This window comes from Robertkochia flava (genome assembly GCF_020166515.1).
In the GTDB taxonomy this organism is placed as follows: Bacteria; Bacteroidota; Bacteroidia; order Flavobacteriales; family Flavobacteriaceae; genus Robertkochia; species Robertkochia flava.
Map to the genome: position 1 here is coordinate 424,563 of NZ_JAINZT010000006.1, position 20,300 is coordinate 444,862.

The window sequence follows — 20,300 nt, forward strand, 5'->3', positions numbered from 1 at the left end:
ATTTAAAGGAGTGCACCCCCAATTAAAATCATTTATTAAAATTTTAACGGGCCTGGACCTCCCGCAATTTAGCATAAAAAAAGGCTTTAACAACAGCTGTGTTAAAACCTTTCTGAATTTCTTGATATTAAAGCTGCATTTATAAAAACGCCGCCCCGATTTGCAGGTATTTGGATATTTTTTGGCGCAGCTCATCCGAAGCCGGCACCAAAGGAAGCCGTACTGCAGGACTTTCAATTATATCCAACTGGCTGAGCATCGATTTAATTCCCGCCGGGTTTCCTTCTTCAAAGATATAATCGATGATATCCATCATTTCAAAGTGAAGGCCATTTGCCTTTTCCAGGTTCCCGTTCATTGCAGACCTTACCATCCCGGAAAATTTCTCCGGCAGTCCCTGGGCGATAACGGAAATAACACCCGCCCCACCGGCCAGGGTCATGGGCAGGGTAATCATATCATCTCCGGATATCACCATAAAATGCTCCGGCTTATCCTTTAACAAGCGCAACGCCTGAACCATATCTCCTGCAGCCTCTTTGATTGCGATTATATTATCAAAGTCTTCAGCCAGCCTGATCACGGTAGACGGAAGCATGTTCGACCCTGTTCTCCCGGGTACATTGTACAGAATAACAGGCAAGGGAGCATGAAGGGCCACCTGTTCGAAATGCCTGTAAATACCTTCCTGGGTTGGCTTATTATAGTAAGGAGAAACAGACAGGATCGCATCAAACCCTTTAAGCCCATCCTTATCCAGATCGGCAACCACAGCAGCAGTATTGTTTCCACCAACCCCCAAAACCAGTGGAAGGCGGCCTGCGTTGGTCTTTATAACCGTCTGTTTTACAAGTTCCTTTTCCTCCGGGGTAAGGGTTGCAGATTCTGCAGTTGTGCCCAAAACCACCAGGTAATCTACCCCTCCGGCGATCGTATATTCCACCAACCGCTCTAAAGACCGGGTATCCACAGTTTGATCCTCCCTGAACGGAGTAATCAATGCAACTCCGGTACCTCTGTATGCCATCATATATTACTGTTTATTTAAGATCTTTAAATACTTTACCAATTCCTGCCGGAATTCATTAAAATTTTCGGTGCCGGTCAACAAGGTCAGATCATTGATCGCCGAAAGTCCTTCGGAAACGCCAACCTTTAGTTTGGCCCGGGTATGTACAGACATCAGCTGCATTACAGGATTATTATCCTTGTAATAATTCACCAGAAGATCGTACTCCCTTCCCAGGAAATCCTTAACCGTACCGGATTTCACCTCTCCGCTGGTCTTTACCGATGCCTCCGAAAAGACCGGGATCATATAGTTCACCTTCTTGTGAATTTTCTCTACATAGCCCAGGATATATACCTGATCATTGGAAACCGATAAATCGGCCGCAAGATTCAGCAAAGGCTTGAAGTCTGCCAGCTGGTCATAATTGATGATCAGCGCAAGAGATCTAACCTCTCCCAAGGTTGCTCCTCCTTTATTCCTTTGACTTTGCAGCTCCCTGCGAATAATTTTATCAATAGCTTTTTCCTTGAAGCTTTTTAAAATCATTTATCTTTACATTAAGCCACAAAGGTAAAGCTTTAAAGGATTCCGTTGTCAAAATTACAAAAGGCATGCGTCATATTTTTAAACATTTTGTTATATATGTAACAATAATAGGAATGTGTTCCTGCAAGCAAACCCCACCAAACCTCCAGGAAATTCACGGAAATGAGATCGGCATAACCAGCGAATTAACAGAACCCGACAGTCTGGAACAATTTATCGAGCCGTATCGCACCCACCTGGATTCAGTACTCTCCGAAGTTCTTTGCTATGCACCAAGAACCCTTTCTAAAACCGAAGGTCGTTACAATACTGCCATTGGTAATTTACTCTGTGACATCATCTATGAACAGGCCAACCCGGTATTTCAATCCCGGACCGCGAACACCATAGACATCGTACTCATCAACCACGGGGGGATTCGATCGGTAATATCAAAAGGGCCGGTAACCCGAAAAACAGCCTACGAGGTAATGCCTTTTGAGAATACAATAGAAGTGCTCGAATTGACTACAGAAAAGATCGACAACATGGTGGAATATCTTATTGCGGCCCGGCGACCTCATCCTTTCAAAGGATTAAAGATCACTCTTGATGAAAACGGGAACCTCAGGAGTTATTCCATTAACGGCGCGGAACCGGATCAAAGCCGGACCTATTTTGTTGCCACCTCCAATTACCTGGCTAACATGGGTGACAATATGACGTTTTTCGCCAACCCGGTAAACAGGCAATCCATGGATTACCTGATACGAAACGCAATGATCGATTATTTTGAAAAACAAGACACCTTAACCGCCGAAATGGACGATCGGTTTACAGGTCCAAACTAGGGAAGTCATGAAAAGAAGATTATTCATACAAAAAACCTTAGCAGGCACATTATTTCTGGGAACCAGCGGACTTGCCTGGGAGGGTTGCACTCCGGCCAGAGCAAAGAACCATATCACGATCCTGCACACCAACGACGTGCACAGCCATATTGATCCTTTTCCCGCCGACCATGCCAGGAACCCCAATATGGGGGGCGTAGCGCGTAGGGCCTCCCTGATTGAACAGATCCGAAATGAGAATCCAAACACCTTGCTGCTGGATGCAGGAGATATCTTCCAGGGCACCCCTTATTTCAATTTTTACGGAGGAGAGATCGAATTTAAGCTGATGAGTAAACTTGGCTATGACGCCGCCACCATTGGCAATCACGATTTCGACAATGGAATAGAAGGCCTTTACGCGCAAATGCCTAATGCTAAATTCTCCTTTGTTTCTGCTAACTACGATTTCTCCAATACGGTCATGAATGGCCTGGTAAAACCTTACCAGATTTTTGAAAGAGACGAGGTGAAGATCGGGGTATTCGGACTTGGCATTGAACTGGCCGGGCTGGTCAATAAAAAGCAGTATAAGGAAACCGTATATCTGGACCCTGTAGAGATTTGTGAAGACATGTGCCGGGAACTCAAGGACGAACAGGGCTGCGACCTCATCATCTGCCTGTCTCACCTCGGGTACCAATACGATTCTGATAAGGTAAGTGACCGGGTCCTGGCCGCCAAAAGCAAAGACCTCGACCTGATCATCGGAGGGCATACCCACACCTTTATGGACAAGCCTCAGGTTGTTAACAACCGGGAAGATCAGCCGGTACTGATCAACCAGGTAGGTTGTTTCGGACTGTATCTGGGAAGGATCGATTTTTATTTCGACCACAAAGAAACCCGGGGAGAAGGCGTTATAATATCTGTTTAAAATCGAATTCGATAATAAAGCGCATCAGAAAGAAATAAGCTGCCACCGTTGCTATAGAGTGGGACACCTCAAAAATCCGGGCCGGAGTCACATAATCGTAGAGGCCCATCATGATATCCCCTCCTACAAAACTCACTCCGACAATCAAAGTAAACAAATACTCCTTTCGCTCATCATTAAAAAATTTCAGCAGGGCCACGATCATAAACGAACTTAGTATTATGGAATAGGCCATGATATATGGATAATTATCTCCCATCTGACTCCCGAAAATATCCTTTATACTGTAGTTGAAATAGATAAACCACAGCACGATAAAAGGAATAGCCGAAAAAAGGATCTTTTTCACATTCAGATCCTTAATGCACTTGTAAGAAATATACAGAAAGGTGAGGTGGCCTACCGCATAGATTCCCAGCATCACAGGCACTAGATCCGGATCATGCCCGGACATCAAAATATCACCCGTATAATAACTGATGAGCAACATCCAGATCAACCCATTAAACTTCACCTTGTATTTATAGGCATAGGCAAAAACTAATGGCAGGAGGCTCAGCAGCAGGAGCTCCCGACCCGCATCAAAGCCGGCTATAGTGGCTATGATAAATAAAAGCCCTGCTCCCAGGTACCATTTCCATTGTAAAATTTTATTCATTCAACCATTTTCAAGAATTCAGATTCAGAGATGATGGGCACCCCTAGCTTATCTGCTTTTTCCTTTTTACTGGGCCCCATCTTATCTCCGGCCACCAAATACGTAGTTTTTGAAGAAATGGAGGAAGACACCTTCCCGCTGTTATCTTCTATTAATTTTTTAAGCTCATTTCTTCCTATGGTCTCAAAAACACCTGAAACTACAAAAGTCATTCCTTTAAACGCAGTACCCATTTGGGTTAACTGATCTTCCGGGATCTCCAGCTGCAGTCCATAAGAACGTAAGCGCTCTATAATTTCGATATTTTTATCGTTATTAAAAAATTCCACCACACTTTCGGCGATCCTCGACCCTATTTCATCTACTGCGACCAGCCGTTCAGCATCCGCTTGCTTCAGGGCCTCCACAGATTTAAATTCCCGGGCCAGTTTCTTGGCTACGGTCTCTCCCACGTACCGGATCCCAAGGGCGAACAGCACCCTTTCAAATGGGATCTCCTTCGAGTTTTCAACACCTCTGACCAGGTTCTCTGCAGATTTCTCTGCCATGCGCTCCAGCGGTAAAACCTGTTCTCTGGTAAGCTCATAGAGATCGGCATAATTTTCGATCAACCCTTCCTTAAAGAGTAGCTCCACGGTCTCCGAGCCCAACCCTTCGATATCCATCGCCTTTCTTGAAATAAAATGCTGAATGCGGCCAGTGATCTGCGGCGGACATCCATAGGTGTTTGGACAATAATGCTGGGCTTCCCCTTCTTTTCTGATCAGGGATGTGCCGCATTCAGGACATTCGGAGATATAGGTAGTAGGCTCCGAAGCTGGAGATCGCTTCGAAAAATCCACCCCGGTTATCTTAGGGATGATCTCTCCCCCCTTTTCCACATATACCACATCCCCTACCCTGATATCCAGTTTGGCGATCTGATCTGCATTATGCAGGGATGCTCGTTTAACGGTGGTTCCTGCAAGGAGTACCGGCTCCAGGTTTGCCACCGGGGTTATTGCTCCGGTCCGCCCTACCTGGTACACTATTTCCCTGAGAAGCGTCTCGGCCTGTTCTGCCTTAAATTTATAAGCCATGGCCCATCGCGGGGACTTGGCCGTATACCCCAACTCTTCCTGCTGGGCGAGGTTATTTACCTTAACAACCACTCCATCGATCTCATACGGAAGCTGGTGGCGGTTTTTTTCCCAGTGATCGGCATATGCCAATACCTCATCCAGCGAGCTGCAAAAAGCTGCCGTTTCCGGAACTTTAAAACCCCACGCCCTGGCCTTCTCCAAACCTTCCATTTGGGTGGCAATACCAAGGGCATTACCCGCAAGATTGTACAACAGGCACTCCAGTGGCCTTTTGGCAACTTCGGCACTATCCTGGAGCTTGAGGCTTCCACTGGCGGTATTCCTTGGGTTCATATAAGGGTCTTCCCCTTCCTCTATACGCTCCTGATTCATTTGAGCAAATCCCTCTAAGGGAAGGATGATCTCTCCCCGAATATCAAAGCGGTCCGGATAGCCCTCCCCTTTAAGCACCAGGGGCACAGACTTTATCGTTCGAACGTTATTGGTCACATCGTCACCCTGCATTCCATCGCCCCGGGTAACGGCTCGCATCAACCTGCCATGTTCATAGGTAAGACTGATCGAAGCTCCGTCGTATTTCAATTCACAGACAAACTCCAGGCCGTTTGTTCCCAAAGAACGTTCGATTCGTTTTTCCCAATCTTCCAGGTCCTGCCTGGAATAAGAATTCTCCAGGGAATACATCCGGTGCTCATGAGATACGGTTTCGAACTTTTTGGTGACGGCTCCCCCAACGCGAACACTGGGAGAATTAGGATCGTACAATTCCGGGTGCGCCGCCTCTAGCTGCTGCAGCTCCTTGAGTTTCATATCAAACTCATAGTCGCTTATTTCCGGTCGATCCTGTACGTAATAAAGGTAGTTGTGTCGGCTAAGCTCGTCCCTAAGGTCTTTAATCTTTTGGATGGCATCCATGTCTTATAATTGATCTTTTGCAATGCGCTGCCGGAAATCACCAGGTTTCCGGGTTTGCAGTTGTTTCACTAATTCATTTATATTTTCGTGTTCCAGAAGCAATTCCCGGAATTTTCTCTGTAGTAATTCTTTAGACACCATATGGTCCAGCAAGGCAATTAAATGATCGTAATAGCCTCCGGAATTTAATATTCCCACAGGTTTGTTATGCAAACCCAGCTGTGCCCAGGTAATGATCTCAAAAAGTTCTTCCAGGGTACCGAAACCTCCGGGAAGGGCTATGAAGCCATCGGACTCTTCGTTGAGGATCAATTTTCTTTCGTGCATATTTTTAGTTGTGATCAGGCGTGTTAACCCCGTATGCACCACTTCCTTTTTCTTAAGGAATTCCGGAATTACCCCAACGACCTCTCCTCCGGCTTCCAGGGCACCACGGGCCACCTCTCCCATAAGGCCCACCCGGGCACCTCCGTACACCAGGCGAAGACCTTGCTGCGCCATGATTTGCCCCAGGCTAAAGGCTTCTTCCAGATAGCGGGAGTCGTTACCAGGGGAACTTCCGCAAAAGACGGCGATACTTTTCATTTTATTGCTTTTAACATTCGGTGGTTTCCCAAAAGGTCTTTCCTCAGTGTTACCTCAGAAAACCCTTCCGAACTTACCAGGTCATAGGTTTCTCGACCAAGATACTGATTGATCTCAAAATACAAACGCCCCCCGGGCATCAAATGTTGACTGGCGAGCTTCGCAATTTTCCGGTAAAAGATAAGCGGGTTGCGATCTGAAACGAACAAGGCAGATGCAGGCTCATGTTCAAGGACATTTTTATGAATCTCCTTTTTTTCAAGGTTCCGGACATAAGGCGGATTGGAAACCACCACATCAAAGGGAGCTGTATCCCCCTTTTTAAGCAAGACCGACAGGTCCATGAGCTCCAGAATGTCGCATTCAGAAAAATTCACCTCCGTGTTTTGCTTCCCTGCATTAAATTGAGCCACAGCAAGCGCCTCTGCACTTTTATCTAGGGCATAAACCAAGGATTCCGGAAAATGCTTTTTTAATGCAATGGCAATACAACCACTTCCGGTACCCACATCAAGCACCCGGCTTTGGGGATCCAGGCCATCATCGATGATCCATTGTACCAACTCTTCGGTTTCCTGCCTTGGAATAAGGGTGTGTGAATTCACTTTAAGCCACATATCTTTAAACCAGGCCTTTCCGAGAATATACTGCAAGGGCTCCTGCCTGGACAGCCGATCCAAAACCCCCTCCATCACCTCCAGATCACTTTGCGGAAGTACCCGGTTTCGCGCCATGGTAATTTCAAAGGGTTTTAATCCCAACAGCTCTTCGCCCACCATTTTAAACAGGGAAGCGGCCTCCTGATGCCCATAAACGGGCTCAAGGCGATTCATAAAACGTCGTTGAAAAGCACCTATATCCATGTTAAAGATCTTTCAGCAACCAAACCGGACAAGCGGAGTGCCCGGTATCGCCCATAGGTTGATCAATATAATAGAAGCCATTCTTAAGGTAGAGCTGCTGCGCCTGCTTCATATAGGGCATGGTCTCAATATACATTTGTTCATAACCGAATTCCCTGGCCTTTGCAATACAGGTGTCTATCATTTTCCTGCCAAGCCCCATGGCCCTGACCTCATTCAGAAAATACATTTTCTGAAGTTCACATACCGGGCCGTCGTAATTATCCAATTGAGCCACACCTGCGCCCCCAAGGATCTTCCCTTCATTTTCAAGGACAAAATACACAGCTCCCGGCTTGTTATAAGCCTCGTACATTGCATCAACGGCAGGATCAGCATAAGCCGTACCTACCTTAGGTACCCCGAGCTCCTCGAGAACGGTTCGCAATACCTTTGCCACCTGTTCGTTGTCAGCTTGTTGAATTTCTCTGATCAGCATACTGTTTATAGCGGATTTAAAATAGTAATTTTGCGAGTGTGAAGATACATGAATTCTACATAAAGCGATGCCTGGAACTGGCTAAAAACGGAATAGGAAACACCTACCCTAATCCTTCGGTAGGTTGCGTTATTGTTCATCAGGGGGAGGTTATAGGCGAAGGTTATACCAGTAAAGCCGGAGGCCCCCACGCGGAGGTCAATGCCATAAATTCGGTGATGAATAAAGAACTGCTGAAACAAGCCACACTTTACGTTACCCTGGAACCCTGTTCCCATCACGGAAAAACACCTCCCTGTGCAGACCTTATCGTAGAATCAGGAATTCCACGGGTAGTTGTGGGTACACTGGACAGCAACAAACAGGTCAGCGGAAAAGGCATTAAAAAGCTGGCAGAATCCGGTTGCGAGGTTATTGCCGGAATTTTGGAAGCGGCCTGCCGGGAAGCCAACAAACGCTTTTTTTGCTATCATGAATTAAAACGCCCATACATCATTCTGAAATGGGCAGAGAGTGCCGACGGTTACCTGGCACCCTTGCCTGAAACCCGGGTTTCAGGCAAACCGCATCCGGTTTGGTTGAGCGATCAACCCTCCAGACAATTGGTCCACAAATGGCGGAGCGAAGAACAGGCCATCCTGGTGGGCACATCCACCGCCCTTGCAGATAATCCCAGTCTGACCACCAGAGACTGGTTTGGCGCAAATCCGTTGCGCATCTTTTTTGACCAATCAGGGAAACTTCCTGAAAACAGCAATCTACTCGACGGGAGCACCCCGACCATCGTCTTTACAGCCAACGCAGCTTATTATGCAGACAAAGCCATAAAAGACCTCGAGATCGTCCGGATGGCCCCCAAAATACCTCTCCCTGAGCTGGTAGCGAAAACACTATATGAAAAGCACATACAAAGCGTGATCATCGAAGGAGGGGCCACTACCTTGAACAGCTTTCTCGCTGCTGACCTTTGGGATGAAGCCCGGATATTCAGAACACCCACAACCTTCGGCCGGGGAATTAAAGCGCCTGAAATTAACCAGGCGGCCACGCAGATAACCGACTCCGGCAAAGACCAATTACACTTGTATAAACATCCCGGAAACCTTAAGGATACTATTTAGCATGACCCCGAACATAAAGAACATCATATTCGATTTTGGAGACATCTTCATCAACCTGGATAAGGAAGCCCCGCTAAGAGGTATTACCAGGGTTGCTCCCGGCTTTATGCCCGATCCCGAGATCGACCGCATCAATAAACTGTATGAGAAAGGAAAAATAACTACCGAGGTATTCGTTGACCACTACCGGTCTAAACTTCCCGGATCTTCAGAGCAGGAGTTGATCCGCATCTGGAATTCGATCATACTCGACCTTCCGGAACAACGCATCGCCTTCCTGGAACACCTGAAAAATAACCATTCCTATCGTTTATTTCTGCTAAGTAACACCAATGCGCTTCACATGCAACAGGTTTTGCTAAATACGGGCAGGCCTGTTTTTGAACGGTTCAGATCACTTTTTGAGAAATTTTATCTTTCTCATGAGATCGGGATGCGAAAACCGGATGAGGAAATCTACCGGTTCGTTCTGGATCAAAACAACCTGCAGGCCGGTGAAACCCTTTTCATAGACGATCTGCATGAAAATACCAATGCTGCGGCTAAAATAGGGATACACACCTGGACCCTGGAGCCTGGAAAAGAAGATATCACCCAACTATTCTCAAAAGACCTGCCCCTGTGATCTACCTCTGTTTAAGCATCCTGGTTTCAAGCTCGCTGTTTGTGATCTTTAAACTCTTTAACCGCTTCCATGTAAATACCTTCAATGCCATTGTCACCAATTATGTCTTTGCATGCCTAACCGGTTTATTCCTGTACGATCATTCCTGGACCATGGCATCGGTAACAGAGCGCCCCTGGTTTGGCGGCACCATCTTTCTCGGCTTCATGTTTATCATGATATTCATGGTGATGGCCCGTACCGCACAGGAGGTAGGACTTTCGGTTGCCTCTGTAGCCGGAAAAATGTCTCTGATAATTCCCGTAATATTCGGGGTGCTGGTCTACGGGGAATCTGCAGGGCTCCAAAAGATCTTTGGGATCCTGCTGGCACTTTTAGCCGTAGTATTGGTTTCAGTGAAAAACAACAAGGCCCATCTGAATTCTAAAAACCTGTTTTTACCCCTGATCCTTTTCGCCGGGTCAGGTATCATTGACACGACCATCAAATACCTGGAAACCAGATATGTTTCGCCAACAGAATTGCCTTTATACTCATCAAGCATTTTTGGGATCGCTGCCCTGTTTGGCTTCATTATTATATCCTATAAGGCAGTAAGAAAGCGGCTTGAATTTCGCCCGAGGGATATCGCCGGAGGTCTCGCCCTTGGCATACCTAACTATTTTTCCATATTTTTCATCCTGAAAGCGCTCCGGCATGAATCCATGGAAAGCTCCGTGGTATTCTCTGTTAATAATGTTGCAATAGTGATGCTTACCACGATATTCGGTATTATCCTGTTCAGGGAGCAATTGCAACCCCGGAACTGGATCGGTGTTTTTCTGGCTGTGATAAGTATCCTGCTGATCTCGCTGGCTAAAAGCTAAACCTGATGAAAGACGATATTTACAAAACTCTTGAAGCCCCCGGAGAAGAAGTTCTTTTTAAGGACAAGGGCAGCAAATTCTACGGGTATGCCTTCCCTGTATCCAGCGAGGACGAGGTTGGAGCATTCCTGGAAGACCTTAAAGGAAAACACCACAGTGCCCGACACTGGTGCTATGCCTGGCAGTTAGGCACCGAACGCATAAGATACAGAGCCAACGACGACGGGGAGCCCTCAAATTCTGCAGGAATGCCTATTTACGGACAGATCCAAAGCTTTGAACTCACCAATACCCTGGTGGTAGTGGTGCGGTATTTCGGAGGTACCAAGCTTGGGGTTGGCGGTTTAATTCAGGCCTACAAAACCACCGCGCAATGGGCCCTGGAGGCGTCCCCTGTTGTGGAACGAACCATTGACCTTCATTTCATCCTGGAATTCGAATACAAAGACATGAGCCATGTTATGCGGGTGATCAAGGAAAAGAACTACAACCTTATCCACCAGGAAATGGGCATGAGCTGTAAGATCGAAATAAGTGTTCGCAAGAGTGAGGCCGGAGATGTGGTCCCGGCATTTGAACCCTATTACGAGGTGAACGTATCAGCTAAAGACGACGGTATCTAACCACTCACTTGCCATCCTCATGCATCTCATCGATGCTTACAAATTCATACCCCTTGCTTTTTAAGTCGGTTATCAGCGCATCCAGGCGATCGTAGAATTTTTCAACTCTTCTGGGGTCTGTCCCAAAGTGGATCAACATGTGGAACCCATTTAAACTGTGTTCCCGCTCGTAGGTCATAATGTTGTCCCAGATCCGGGAATTGGAAAAATAGGAAGCATCCCCCCCCGGATACGTCCAATCCTGGTTGCTGTTGGTTCCCGGGGTATGATTGATCAGTCGCAATCCATAGGACGAAGTCCAACTGGCAATGGTGTCGTTATACCACTCATAAGGAGGCAGGTAGAAATAGGCATCTTTTCTTTGGATCCCGAATTCTTCCATAGCCCGGTAATTTGCTCTCAGGTCAGCTGCAAATTCGGATTCATCAACTAAAAGAGAATCCCTGTTCTCCCAGCTGCAATACAACAAATGACCATCTGAATGCGCCCCCAGGTAATGCCCCTCCTCTTTCAGGGTTGTGATCACCGGTTTAAATTCCGGATTTCGGTAAAATGCACCGGTTAGAAAAAAGGAGGCCTTCACACTGTGTTTCCGAAGGGCCTCATGCACCTGTTCAAAACCTTCTGCCCTGTCATGTCCTGTAAATATAAGCGCTATGCGCTTTTGGAGGGTATCCCCACTAATGAGAGCTCCCCGATGTGTTCTTTTATAGCCTGCTTCAGGCACTTCAGGAGCCAGGGACGACAAGTAATACGTAAGACTGGCCGTACCATCCATCGTGGGCTCATTGGTGGAATAATCCGCCCAATCGTCATGATACACGACCTTACTGGTCTGGAAGGAGGCATATTCATCGGCTTCGGAAAGCTTTACTCCTTTCAGACTTTTGAAAATACTCGTGTATACCGGTCCATCCACCAGCCCTCCCCAGGGCTCGTCAGGGGTAAAACGCGAAATGGCTGCATGGGTATCTGAGGGGTAATCGCCATGCGCCGGCAGGCCCACCACCATAGAGGTACCCCAGGGATTTTTCCCGAACAACCAATCGCGAAGCGCAGCCTCTGTTTTTTCTTCTTCCGGTGCCGGGTCGCCCGGGAGTCGACTCCTAAGACTAAATTGCGTAAGCATTGCTGCTGCAAGGTTATTGGAACACCACACAAAAGGAATTCCATTCTGAAAGACATTGGATCGGCCTCTTTGCACATTCTCGCGAATTCCCTGTTCAAAATCCCTTAACACTTTCCCTCCCTTTTCTTCCGGCGCCAGGTAATAATGTCCCAGGTTCACAAAGGGATAATACTGGTAATGCCTCACGGTATCCCTGGTCATCCAGGGGGTTACAGGCTCCATGGCTTCAAATTTAAAGGCATCCCTAAGATAGGAGGCTTGCTGAGTTTGCCGGTATAGCTGCGCTGCCGCCAGCTCCATATCATCTGCCCAGTTCTCCTCTTCATAAAAATAAGGCGCCCTGCAGGGTGCTGTTTGACATACTCCCGGGTAAGCTACCCCTTCTTTATAGGCAGCAATCGCTTTCGGAAGAAGGTCGGCCGCAAAATCCGGATAGTAAGGCTTCAACAATTCCGAACCCAAAGCGAAACAGGAGGCGAATTTCCCCGCAATATTGGCCTTCCCATTGGAACGGTTCTTATACTCCATTAACCCCTGGGGTTGGCCGGTTACGAAATATACAGGCCTTTCCTTCCCCTTGCCAAAACCATAATCGAGGGTATCCCGGTAAGGAAGATCAAAGCTCCGGTGATCGCGGTCATCGGCTATTTGATGAAACATCACTCCCGGTTCCGGATTCATTTTCACTAACCAGTCCAGCCCCCATTTTGCCTCATCAAGGATATCTGGCACCCCATTGGGGCCCGGACGGCCGTCAGCCTGGTATCTGTCTGAAAAAGCATGGGGATTTTGTTCATAAGCGAATAACAACTGAAAAGTAGCGTTGGCAGAGGTGGTTACGTACTGCAGGTAATCTGAAGCATCGTGCCAGCCCCCGGTTACATCGATCTTTTCTCCTTCCCTTTCCGGATGGTATATAATTACTCCATCATGCTCGTGACAGGTTTTATCGAAGTACGGATTGTAACCACACCTGCGGGACCTCATATACTGAAGCAAAAAATCTGCTGTGCCGGCATAGACGTCCTGAGCGATCCGGATATCCGGGCTTTTAATGCCCTTCCATTCGAAATAGTAAACCCCCGGTGTACGAAGGAAGGAAAAATCAAGACTAAATAGCTCCTCCAGTTCATAATAGCCCTTCCGGGCCGGTTGCACCGCCACATCACCAACTTTCCTCCCTGTTAGCTTATCGAAAAGAGGAACCCTCGCATCGGATGGTACGGAATCTGCAAGAAGAAAAGCCGATTTAGGATGCTCCGGTAGGTAACCAAGCTGATTTAATCTGAAAGCCGGGTACTCCTGTGCCCTTGCAGGAACGAATGCTGATAAACAAAGAACGCTTAAAATAAGACAAATGATTCTGCTCATAATGGTAAGATTGAGCTGTAAAATTACATCTTATCCGATTTTTTCACTAATAAACAAATCTTTTTCTTACAAACAAACACGCCATTGTTTTGCAGCACAGGGAATTACCTAAATCAGAGGGGCAATTGCTTAAAGAATATTCTGATAGGTATCGTAAATTTTCTAAATGATATTATTACTCCTGAAGTTTGGAAAGTATATAATCCGGACACTTCATAGGTTTCCCGGTTTGCATATTAACAAATGCTAAAACGGTATTCGCTTCAACTAAAATTTTGCCCTTTTCATCTAATACAAGATACTCAAATTCGATCTTCACTCCGGGGTCCTTTTTAAGTCCGACAACCACCGTAAGAAGGTCATCATAACGCGCGGGATTTTTATAATTTAATTGCAGTGAAATTACCGGGAGCATCACCCCATTTTCCTCCATCCATTTGTAGGAAACCCCCAGCTCCCTCAACCACTCGACCCTCGCTACTTCCAGGTATTGTGCGTAATTCGCGTGATAGACCACTCCCATTTGGTCGGTTTCTCCATAGCGGACTCTAATGTTAATTTCATGAGTTTTCTTCATTATAAAAAGGAATTTTTGTAGTTTCAGAAACTGTGAATAAAAAGTTAAAGGGTATGCGAAAAAATTTTGGTAAAATCAACCACCATTTCATTTTTTTTTTAAAATAATTGTTCACATATTTGTTTGACCTAAATGGGATAGTGTCGGAGTTGTTTTCAGCCTACTATCTTTCCTAACTAACTATACAAAATTAATTCTGGTAATGAACTTAACTGCGGAATCAGTATGGAAGAATTGTCTTACGTTCATAAAAGATAATATCCAACCTCAGGCCTACAAAACATGGTTTGAACCCATTAAATCCGTAAAATTAACAGATAATGCCCTTAGTATCCAAGTACCCAGTAAATTCTTTTATGAATGGCTTGAGGAGCATTATGTGAAATTGCTTAAAGTAGCCCTTACCAAAGAATTAGGAGAGAATGCGAAATTGGTTTATGTGATCCGCATGGAGAACACCTATGGAAACAAAAAACCTTACACGGAAAGCATTCCCAGTTCCAACCGTGCCAACATGACTCCGCAGGAATTAGACGTTCCTGTAAAGAATAAAAATCCCGAGCTTAAGAATCCTTTTGTTATTCCGGGGATTCGCAATATCAAAATTGAATCTCAGTTAAATCCTAATTACAGTTTCGACAACTTCCTGGAAGGCGACTCCAACCGCCTGGCGCGTTCAGCCGGTCTGGCAGTAGCCAATAAGCCGGGAGGAACTTCCTTTAACCCGCTGCTCATATTCGGGGGCGTAGGTCTTGGGAAAACCCATTTGGCGCATGCCATCGGGGTCGAAATCAAGGATAAATACCCGGAGAAAACCGTTCTCTATATTTCTGCTGAAAAATTCACCCAGCAATACATCGAATCCGTTAAAAAGAATACCCGTAACGATTTTATTCATTTTTATCAGCTTATCGATGTCCTGATCATTGACGACGTACAGTTCTTCTCGGGAAAATCGGGAACCCAGGATGTATTCTTTCACATCTTCAATCACCTTCACCAGAATGGAAAACAGGTGATCCTGACCTCAGACAAAGCTCCGGTTGATATGCAGGACATAGAGCAGCGATTGCTCTCCAGGTTTAAATGGGGACTTTCTGCAGAGCTGCAAAGTCCGGATTACGAAACCAGGATCTCCATCCTGAAGAACAGGCTATATCGCGATGGTGTTGAGATGCCGGACGAGATCGTTAACTGTGTGGCTCAGAATATCAAGACCAACGTGAGAGAACTCGAAGGAGCCATTATCTCCCTGATAGCGCAATCTTCCTTTAACAAAAAGGAAGTTACTCTCGAACTCGCTCAACAGGTCGTTGAAAAATTTGTAAAGAATACCAAGAGAGAAGTTTCCATTGATTACATTCAGAAAGTCATCTCAGAATATTTTCAAATGGACGTGGAAACATTGCAGTCAAAAACCAGGAAGCGCCATATCGTTCAGGCCCGCCAACTGGCAATGTTTTTTGCCAAGAAGTATACCAAGGCCTCTCTTGCCAGTATCGGATCACAAATCGGAAAAAGGGATCACGCTACGGTACTTCACGCCTGTAAAACCGTTGACAACCTGGCAGAAACCGATAAGCAATTTCGCAAGTACATTGATGACCTGAGTAAAAAATTCGCCCAATAATGACACAGGTGAGGGTTCTTATGGTTTGCCTTGGCAATATTTGCCGGTCGCCATTAGCAGAAGGCATCCTCAGGCACAAGGCACCAGCCGACAAAATCGAAGTCGATTCGGCGGGCACCTCAAATTATCATATCGGAGAAGCCCCTGATCCCAGGTCAGTTTCCATTGCAAGAAAGTACGGTATTGATATTCGCTCACAACGTGGGCGGCAATTTACGGTATCCGACTTTCACGACTTTGACCTCATCTACGCCATGGACAAGAGCAACTACCAGCACATTCTGAATATGGCTCCTGACGAAACATCCCGCAAAAAGGTAGCGCTGATCCTCAACGAACTGCACCCCGGCCAGGACATGGATGTACCCGACCCCTATTACGGCGGAGATCAGGGCTTTGAGAACGTCTTTAACATGTTGGACCAGGCCTGCGACCGCATCCTCGACAAAGTCTTGTAAACCCTCTCCATTATTTCGTATCTTCGAAAATAAACAGCCTGTATGAAAGACACCCAACAGGAAAAAGGAAACCTATATCTTATTCCAACCACTTTAGGCGATGTTGAACCTTTGGAAGTACTTCCCCTTTCCGTAAAACAGGTAGTTGAAAATACCACGCATTTCATCGTTGAAAACGAAAAGACTGCCCGCCGGTTCATCAAGCGGATTCACCCCAAAATATCCCAGGACTCCCTGAAACTTTTTGTGCTTAACAAATATACAGGACCGGAGGAGTACCCTGAATTTATTGCTCCATGCCTCGAAGGAGCCGATGTAGGCATCCTTTCCGAGGCCGGTTGTCCGGGGATAGCAGATCCCGGAGCCGATATCGTCGCGATCGCTCATGAGCGGCAGATCAGGGTAATTCCCCTTGTAGGACCTTCATCCATTGTCCTGGCCATGATGGCCAGTGGTATGAACGGTCAAAGTTTTGCCTTTAACGGATACCTCCCCATTGATAAAGGAGAACGAAAAAATGAGATCCGGCAACTGGAACGCCGGTCAAAAGAGCTCAACCAGTCTCAGGCCTTTATTGAAACCCCCTACCGAAATGACAAACTGCTTGCAGACCTCATCCAGTATCTTAAAAAAGATACCCGCCTTTGTGTAGCCGCAGATATTACCCTGCCTTCCGAATACATTGCTACCAAAACTATTGCCCAGTGGTCAAAAGGACAACCCGAATTACATAAGCGGCCTGCGATTTTTATTCTTCATGCCCGGTAAAAAAAATAACCCGGTCTTTTCAGACCGGGTTATTCCTGTTGTTAGTTGTTTTCTTTTACTTAGATCAGATCCGAGCTTTTCGGAAAGGCTTGATATGCGACACGTCATACCCGGCGAATTTACTCATGTAATACCGGATTGATGTACCAAAGGCATCCTTAAAGCCTTGCTCTCCGTAGGACCTCAGGAATCGCTTCACATTGCGGGCTCCTGCCAGGTGGGCGGCAGCCAGAATTCCGGATTCCGTTACCTTTACACCTCCTACCGTTTTTCCGGAGTACTGCTCGATGTAATCACGCAGTATCCACTTGTTTCGCTGCAGGATGGCTTCAAAGGCCTTCTCCTGAATTTCAGGATTATTGAGAAACTCCTCTTTGCTTGTTACGCCTACTGCCTTCATGGCAGAGGCTCCAAACTGATATTTCCCCATATATCCCAATGAGTTAACTACAAAATAGTTCCCCCTGGACTCACTGTGTGCCAGGGCTTCTTTAAATCCGTTAAAGGATTTTCCGAGAAAAGGCGGATTTACCGTTTCCTTTTTCTCGTGGGTCATTGCAACATCGTATTTCAGGGGTTGTGGTGTTGCACTAAAAACTAAATGAACGTCGTTGGTCTTTTTTATATAAGAAAAACCGAAACTTAAGATTAAAATTAAAACAGCTATTAAAAAATTTAATTTTAATACTTGTTTTCCCATAAAATGATGTTTCTTAAGCCTCCATTTTTTTACAAATTGGCGCTTAAAATTTGGTCGACAAATATAGACTTTATTTTTGATCCCCCGAAGCCTTCCGGATGAAGTGTAAGAAAAAATCTACTTAGCGATTAACGCCCTGACTGTCAATCCATTGCCTGTATTCCCTGGCGTTCCGGTTGTGCTCCGCAAGGGTCCTCGCGAATTTATGATATCCGAAATTCTTCGTATCGGCCACAAAATACAGGTAATTATGCGACTCTGCATGGAGCACTGCATCTATTGAAGAAATATCAGGCATGGCTATGGGTCCCGGAGGTATTCCGGGATTGCGATAGGTATTGTATGGAGAATCTGTTTGAAGGTCTTTATTCAGCACCCTTTTTATGACCATATTGAAATCACCAGCTTCTTTTTTAAGGGCATAAATTACGGTAGGATCGGCCTGCAGGGGCATTTTTTTCCGGATACGGTTCAGGTATACTCCTGCCACCCGGGGGCGTTCATCCACCTTGGCGGTTTCCTTCTGAACAATGGCCGCCAGGGCTATGATCTCTGACGGGTCCAGATTCAGGGCTTCTGCCCTGCTTAGTCGCTCTTCGTTCCAGAATCTCTTGTATTCTTTCAACATCCGGTCACGAAAACCCTCTGCTCCTGTATTCCAGAAAAATTCATAGGTGTTCGGAATATACATACCCAAAGCCGTTTCCATATTAAACCCATTTTGGTCCAGGAATTCACGGTCGGTAAAAGCGGTCAGTAATTCCAGACTATCTGCCTCGATCTGCTCTGCAATCCTGCCGGCCAGATTCTCCAGACGCTCCTGGTTGTTAAAGGAAATATCCATTGGAATATTACGACTTCGGATGGAATTCACGATCTCATTGTTATTCATCCCCTTCTTTACAAGGAATCTACCCGGTTTAATGTTCGCGGGATACCCTTTTTTCGAAGCCACATCTGCAAAACTTTCAGGGTTCTTCAAAAGGGGTGACAATTGTTCATAGACATCACTGAAACGGTCGTCGGAAGCGATATAAACATATGCTTTCTCATTTTCAAAGGCAGTATTTGGGGAAAATATAGCCGTATACACCTTATAAACAAAAACTCCTCCGGCAATCACCCCCAAAAGGGAAATGATGAGTAGTATTTTTTTAATGTACATCTTTTATTCTTTGAAATAATAATTCATTTTTATAGGTTCCACCTGCATAGGTCCAGTCTCGCTTTACTCCCACCTGTTCAAAGCCCAGCCGGGTAAATAGGTGGATACTGGCCAGGTTGTCTTCATTAATATTGGCATAGACCTGATGCAGGTCTAAAACCCCGAAGGCGTAATTCATCAGCAATTTCAGGGATTCCCTGCCCACGCCCTTATTGCGGTCTTCCTTATCCAGGATTACAATACCAATACCGGCCCGCTTATTCCTGGGGTTAAAATCATAAAGATCGATGAATCCAAGTATCCGGTGCTTATAATTGCAAATGGCCAGACGCAACTGTTTTACATCATAAATATCGCGATGACTGTTGGCCAGGTATTCTTTAAGCACAAACTTGGAATACGGAGCCAGCGTTTCACTTACTTCCCAAACTGTTTCATCGTTCTCCAGGATATAGAGCACCTCCAGGTCCTCGGGTTCCAGGGCTCTGAGATAACAGTTATCGCCTTTTAAAGAGATCATATTTCTAATTCTATGGTTCCTTCAAACACTTGTACCGCAGGCCCCTGCAGCACAACTTTAGTATATCCTTCTGTAGTCGGCTCAAAGGAAACCGACAACATCCCGCCGGGGGTTTGCAGGCGAACTTTAGTGCCCTGGGTAAGCTTACGGTCATACATGGCAAGAGCAACTGCTGTAACCCCGGTACCACAGGAAAGGGTTTCATCTTCCACCCCACGTTCGTAGGTACGTACTGCGAACAGATCGTCTTCCAGTTTCTCCACAAAGTTAATATTACTACCCCCTTGTCCGTATTTGCTATAGCGCAACCTGGAGCCTTCCTGCCTGACATCCAGGTCCTTCAGATGCGGATGCATTTGTACGTGATGGGGAGAGCCTGTATCCAGGAAACTAAATCCGGGAAAATGCTCGACCTTAGATACTGCCTGCATTTCAAGACTCACTTCCTTGCCGCTAATGGTAGCCTCATGAATCCCGTCCACAGCCATAAAGGTTGTTTTGTTACCAATAACACCCAGGTAATGGGCAAAGGCCACCAGGCACCTTCCTCCGTTCCCGCACATGGTACTTTCATTTCCATCCGCATTATAATACACCATCCTGAAGTCGGTGTCATCATCTTCTTCCAGCAGTATCAGTCCGTCAGCACCTATGCCAAATTTTCTGTCACAAAGCAGGCTGACCAGTTTGGTATTATTTTTGGGAAATTTCATTGAACGGTTATCGATCATAACAAAATCATTACCCGTTCCCTGGTATTTAAAGAAATGAAGTTTCATCAGGCTGTGTTAAGCTGCAAATATACAACATTGTTAGGCGGATTTCCATTGTTAAAGTCCGGTTAAAACAAGAGTTCAGACAT

The 20,300-nt window shown here is 46.0% G+C and carries 22 protein-coding genes; 9 read left to right on the plus strand and 13 right to left on the minus strand.

Translation table 11 applies throughout. The features are described 5' to 3' along the window. Nucleotides 1–139: 139 nt before the first annotated feature. The gene (gene dapA, locus K7R11_RS11005; RefSeq protein ID WP_224490752.1) at nt 140–1,030 is read right to left on the minus strand and encodes a 4-hydroxy-tetrahydrodipicolinate synthase; all 891 of its coding nucleotides are present in this window, start codon (nt 1,028–1,030) and stop codon (nt 140–142) included. 3 nt (nt 1,031–1,033) lie between these two features. Then, nucleotides 1,034–1,558: a DUF6913 domain-containing protein gene (locus tag K7R11_RS11010; RefSeq protein WP_224490754.1), complete on the minus strand. Its 525-nt coding sequence runs from the start codon at nt 1,556–1,558 to the stop codon at nt 1,034–1,036. Nucleotides 1,559–1,671: 113 nt separating this feature from the next. On the opposite strand from K7R11_RS11010, the gene K7R11_RS11015 reads away from it, so the two are divergent. Beyond that, a complete protein-coding gene (locus K7R11_RS11015) occupies nt 1,672–2,388 on the plus strand; it encodes a 5'-nucleotidase C-terminal domain-containing protein (protein ID WP_224490756.1) in 717 nt (238 codons plus the stop codon). Between the two features lie 7 nt (nt 2,389–2,395). Further along, on the plus strand, nt 2,396–3,304 hold the full coding sequence (locus K7R11_RS11020; RefSeq protein WP_224490759.1) for a bifunctional metallophosphatase/5'-nucleotidase: 909 nt from the start codon (nt 2,396–2,398) through the stop codon (nt 3,302–3,304). Here the strand turns inward: K7R11_RS11020 and K7R11_RS11025 are convergent. Genes K7R11_RS11025 through K7R11_RS11045 form a run of 5 tightly spaced genes read right to left on the minus strand, consistent with a single transcriptional unit; the run spans nt 3,288 to nt 7,894 of the window. Continuing rightward, the gene (locus K7R11_RS11025) at nt 3,288–3,962 is read right to left on the minus strand and encodes a lysoplasmalogenase family protein (RefSeq protein WP_224490760.1); all 675 of its coding nucleotides are present in this window, start codon (nt 3,960–3,962) and stop codon (nt 3,288–3,290) included. The two genes, K7R11_RS11020 and K7R11_RS11025, sit on opposite strands and share 17 nt — an antisense overlap. Continuing rightward, nucleotides 3,959–5,959: an NAD-dependent DNA ligase LigA gene (gene ligA / locus K7R11_RS11030; protein WP_224490763.1), complete on the minus strand. Its 2,001-nt coding sequence runs from the start codon at nt 5,957–5,959 to the stop codon at nt 3,959–3,961. The genes K7R11_RS11025 and ligA overlap by 4 nt, the downstream gene beginning before the upstream one ends. Before the next feature lie 3 nt (nt 5,960–5,962). Further along, nucleotides 5,963–6,544: an LOG family protein gene (locus tag K7R11_RS11035; RefSeq protein ID WP_224490766.1), complete on the minus strand. Its 582-nt coding sequence runs from the start codon at nt 6,542–6,544 to the stop codon at nt 5,963–5,965. Then, the gene (gene prmC, locus K7R11_RS11040; protein WP_224490767.1) at nt 6,541–7,377 is read right to left on the minus strand and encodes a peptide chain release factor N(5)-glutamine methyltransferase; all 837 of its coding nucleotides are present in this window, start codon (nt 7,375–7,377) and stop codon (nt 6,541–6,543) included. Before prmC ends, K7R11_RS11035 begins: the two co-directional genes overlap by 4 nt. A 31-nt stretch (nt 7,378–7,408) precedes the next feature. After that, entirely contained in the window at nt 7,409–7,894 is a 486-nt protein-coding gene (locus tag K7R11_RS11045; RefSeq protein ID WP_224490830.1) for a GNAT family N-acetyltransferase, read from the minus strand. A 29-nt stretch (nt 7,895–7,923) separates the two neighbouring features. Here K7R11_RS11045 and ribD point away from each other — a divergent pair, with 29 nt between their 5' ends. Genes ribD through K7R11_RS11065 form a run of 4 tightly spaced genes read left to right on the plus strand, consistent with a single transcriptional unit; the run spans nt 7,924 to nt 11,120 of the window. Next, nucleotides 7,924–9,006 (plus strand): bifunctional diaminohydroxyphosphoribosylaminopyrimidine deaminase/5-amino-6-(5-phosphoribosylamino)uracil reductase RibD, encoded by a 1,083-nt coding sequence (ribD, locus tag K7R11_RS11050; RefSeq protein WP_224490769.1) that lies wholly within the window; start codon nt 7,924–7,926, stop codon nt 9,004–9,006. Between the two features lies 1 nt (nt 9,007). After that, on the plus strand, nt 9,008–9,631 hold the full coding sequence (locus K7R11_RS11055) for an HAD family hydrolase (RefSeq protein WP_224490770.1): 624 nt from the start codon (nt 9,008–9,010) through the stop codon (nt 9,629–9,631). After that, the gene (locus tag K7R11_RS11060) at nt 9,628–10,497 is read left to right on the plus strand and encodes an EamA family transporter (protein ID WP_224490772.1); all 870 of its coding nucleotides are present in this window, start codon (nt 9,628–9,630) and stop codon (nt 10,495–10,497) included. Before K7R11_RS11055 ends, K7R11_RS11060 begins: the two co-directional genes overlap by 4 nt. 5 nt (nt 10,498–10,502) lie before the next feature. Further along, nucleotides 10,503–11,120: an IMPACT family protein gene (locus K7R11_RS11065; RefSeq protein WP_224490774.1), complete on the plus strand. Its 618-nt coding sequence runs from the start codon at nt 10,503–10,505 to the stop codon at nt 11,118–11,120. 4 nt (nt 11,121–11,124) lie between these two features. Here the strand turns inward: K7R11_RS11065 and K7R11_RS11070 are convergent, their stop codons facing one another. Further along, nucleotides 11,125–13,620, minus strand: coding sequence for a glycoside hydrolase family 9 protein (locus K7R11_RS11070; RefSeq protein ID WP_224490776.1), 2,496 nt, complete (start codon nt 13,618–13,620; stop codon nt 11,125–11,127). Nucleotides 13,621–13,795: 175 nt separating this feature from the next. Further along, nucleotides 13,796–14,197, minus strand: a complete 402-nt coding sequence (locus K7R11_RS11075) for an acyl-CoA thioesterase (protein WP_224490778.1) — start codon at nt 14,195–14,197, stop codon at nt 13,796–13,798. Nucleotides 14,198–14,399: 202 nt separating this feature from the next. On the opposite strand from K7R11_RS11075, the gene dnaA reads away from it, so the two are divergent. The 3 genes from dnaA to K7R11_RS11090 are packed head-to-tail and all read left to right on the plus strand — an operon-like array spanning nt 14,400 to nt 17,053. Further along, on the plus strand, nt 14,400–15,827 hold the full coding sequence (gene dnaA / locus K7R11_RS11080; RefSeq protein ID WP_224490780.1) for a chromosomal replication initiator protein DnaA: 1,428 nt from the start codon (nt 14,400–14,402) through the stop codon (nt 15,825–15,827). After that, nucleotides 15,827–16,285 (plus strand): low molecular weight protein-tyrosine-phosphatase, encoded by a 459-nt coding sequence (locus K7R11_RS11085; RefSeq protein WP_224490781.1) that lies wholly within the window; start codon nt 15,827–15,829, stop codon nt 16,283–16,285. The genes dnaA and K7R11_RS11085 overlap by 1 nt, the downstream gene beginning before the upstream one ends. A gap of 42 nt (nt 16,286–16,327) precedes the next feature. Further along, nucleotides 16,328–17,053, plus strand: coding sequence for an SAM-dependent methyltransferase (locus K7R11_RS11090; protein WP_224490783.1), 726 nt, complete (start codon nt 16,328–16,330; stop codon nt 17,051–17,053). Nucleotides 17,054–17,117: 64 nt separating this feature from the next. Here the strand turns inward: K7R11_RS11090 and K7R11_RS11095 are convergent, their stop codons facing one another. The 4 genes from K7R11_RS11095 to dapF all read right to left on the minus strand — a co-directional run bounded on the left by K7R11_RS11095 (nt 17,118) and on the right by dapF (nt 20,217). Then, entirely contained in the window at nt 17,118–17,609 is a 492-nt protein-coding gene (locus K7R11_RS11095) for a lysozyme family protein (protein ID WP_317196478.1), read from the minus strand. Nucleotides 17,610–17,874: 265 nt separating this feature from the next. Beyond that, nucleotides 17,875–18,918, minus strand: coding sequence for an endolytic transglycosylase MltG (gene mltG / locus K7R11_RS11100; RefSeq protein WP_224490786.1), 1,044 nt, complete (start codon nt 18,916–18,918; stop codon nt 17,875–17,877). Further along, on the minus strand, nt 18,908–19,438 hold the full coding sequence (locus K7R11_RS11105) for a GNAT family N-acetyltransferase (RefSeq protein ID WP_224490788.1): 531 nt from the start codon (nt 19,436–19,438) through the stop codon (nt 18,908–18,910). Before K7R11_RS11105 ends, mltG begins: the two co-directional genes overlap by 11 nt. After that, on the minus strand, nt 19,435–20,217 hold the full coding sequence (dapF, locus tag K7R11_RS11110; protein ID WP_224490791.1) for a diaminopimelate epimerase: 783 nt from the start codon (nt 20,215–20,217) through the stop codon (nt 19,435–19,437). Before dapF ends, K7R11_RS11105 begins: the two co-directional genes overlap by 4 nt. Nucleotides 20,218–20,300 lie beyond the last annotated feature (83 nt).

What these genes read in the sequence shown, in the direction of transcription:
- dapF (WP_224490791.1), bottom strand. Translation starts at nt 20,217, where the DNA reads ATGAAACTTCATTTCTTTAAATACCAGGGAACGGGTAATGATTTTGTT.
- K7R11_RS11090 (WP_224490783.1), top strand. Translation starts at nt 16,328, where the DNA reads ATGAAAGACACCCAACAGGAAAAAGGAAACCTATATCTTATTCCAACC.
- K7R11_RS11065 (WP_224490774.1), top strand. Translation starts at nt 10,503, where the DNA reads ATGAAAGACGATATTTACAAAACTCTTGAAGCCCCCGGAGAAGAAGTT.
- K7R11_RS11055 (WP_224490770.1), top strand. Translation starts at nt 9,008, where the DNA reads ATGACCCCGAACATAAAGAACATCATATTCGATTTTGGAGACATCTTC.
- K7R11_RS11010 (WP_224490754.1), bottom strand. Translation starts at nt 1,558, where the DNA reads ATGATTTTAAAAAGCTTCAAGGAAAAAGCTATTGATAAAATTATTCGC.
- dapA (WP_224490752.1), bottom strand. Translation starts at nt 1,030, where the DNA reads ATGATGGCATACAGAGGTACCGGAGTTGCATTGATTACTCCGTTCAGG.
- K7R11_RS11020 (WP_224490759.1), top strand. Translation starts at nt 2,396, where the DNA reads ATGAAAAGAAGATTATTCATACAAAAAACCTTAGCAGGCACATTATTT.
- K7R11_RS11075 (WP_224490778.1), bottom strand. Translation starts at nt 14,197, where the DNA reads ATGAAGAAAACTCATGAAATTAACATTAGAGTCCGCTATGGAGAAACC.
- K7R11_RS11025 (WP_224490760.1), bottom strand. Translation starts at nt 3,962, where the DNA reads ATGAATAAAATTTTACAATGGAAATGGTACCTGGGAGCAGGGCTTTTA.
- dnaA (WP_224490780.1), top strand. Translation starts at nt 14,400, where the DNA reads ATGAACTTAACTGCGGAATCAGTATGGAAGAATTGTCTTACGTTCATA.
- K7R11_RS11105 (WP_224490788.1), bottom strand. Translation starts at nt 19,438, where the DNA reads ATGATCTCTTTAAAAGGCGATAACTGTTATCTCAGAGCCCTGGAACCC.
- ligA (WP_224490763.1), bottom strand. Translation starts at nt 5,959, where the DNA reads ATGGATGCCATCCAAAAGATTAAAGACCTTAGGGACGAGCTTAGCCGA.
- K7R11_RS11070 (WP_224490776.1), bottom strand. Translation starts at nt 13,620, where the DNA reads ATGAGCAGAATCATTTGTCTTATTTTAAGCGTTCTTTGTTTATCAGCA.
- mltG (WP_224490786.1), bottom strand. Translation starts at nt 18,918, where the DNA reads ATGTACATTAAAAAAATACTACTCATCATTTCCCTTTTGGGGGTGATT.
- K7R11_RS11015 (WP_224490756.1), top strand. Translation starts at nt 1,672, where the DNA reads ATGTGTTCCTGCAAGCAAACCCCACCAAACCTCCAGGAAATTCACGGA.
- K7R11_RS11095 (WP_317196478.1), bottom strand. Translation starts at nt 17,609, where the DNA reads ATGACCCACGAGAAAAAGGAAACGGTAAATCCGCCTTTTCTCGGAAAA.
- prmC (WP_224490767.1), bottom strand. Translation starts at nt 7,377, where the DNA reads ATGAATCGCCTTGAGCCCGTTTATGGGCATCAGGAGGCCGCTTCCCTG.
- K7R11_RS11035 (WP_224490766.1), bottom strand. Translation starts at nt 6,544, where the DNA reads ATGAAAAGTATCGCCGTCTTTTGCGGAAGTTCCCCTGGTAACGACTCC.
- K7R11_RS11085 (WP_224490781.1), top strand. Translation starts at nt 15,827, where the DNA reads ATGACACAGGTGAGGGTTCTTATGGTTTGCCTTGGCAATATTTGCCGG.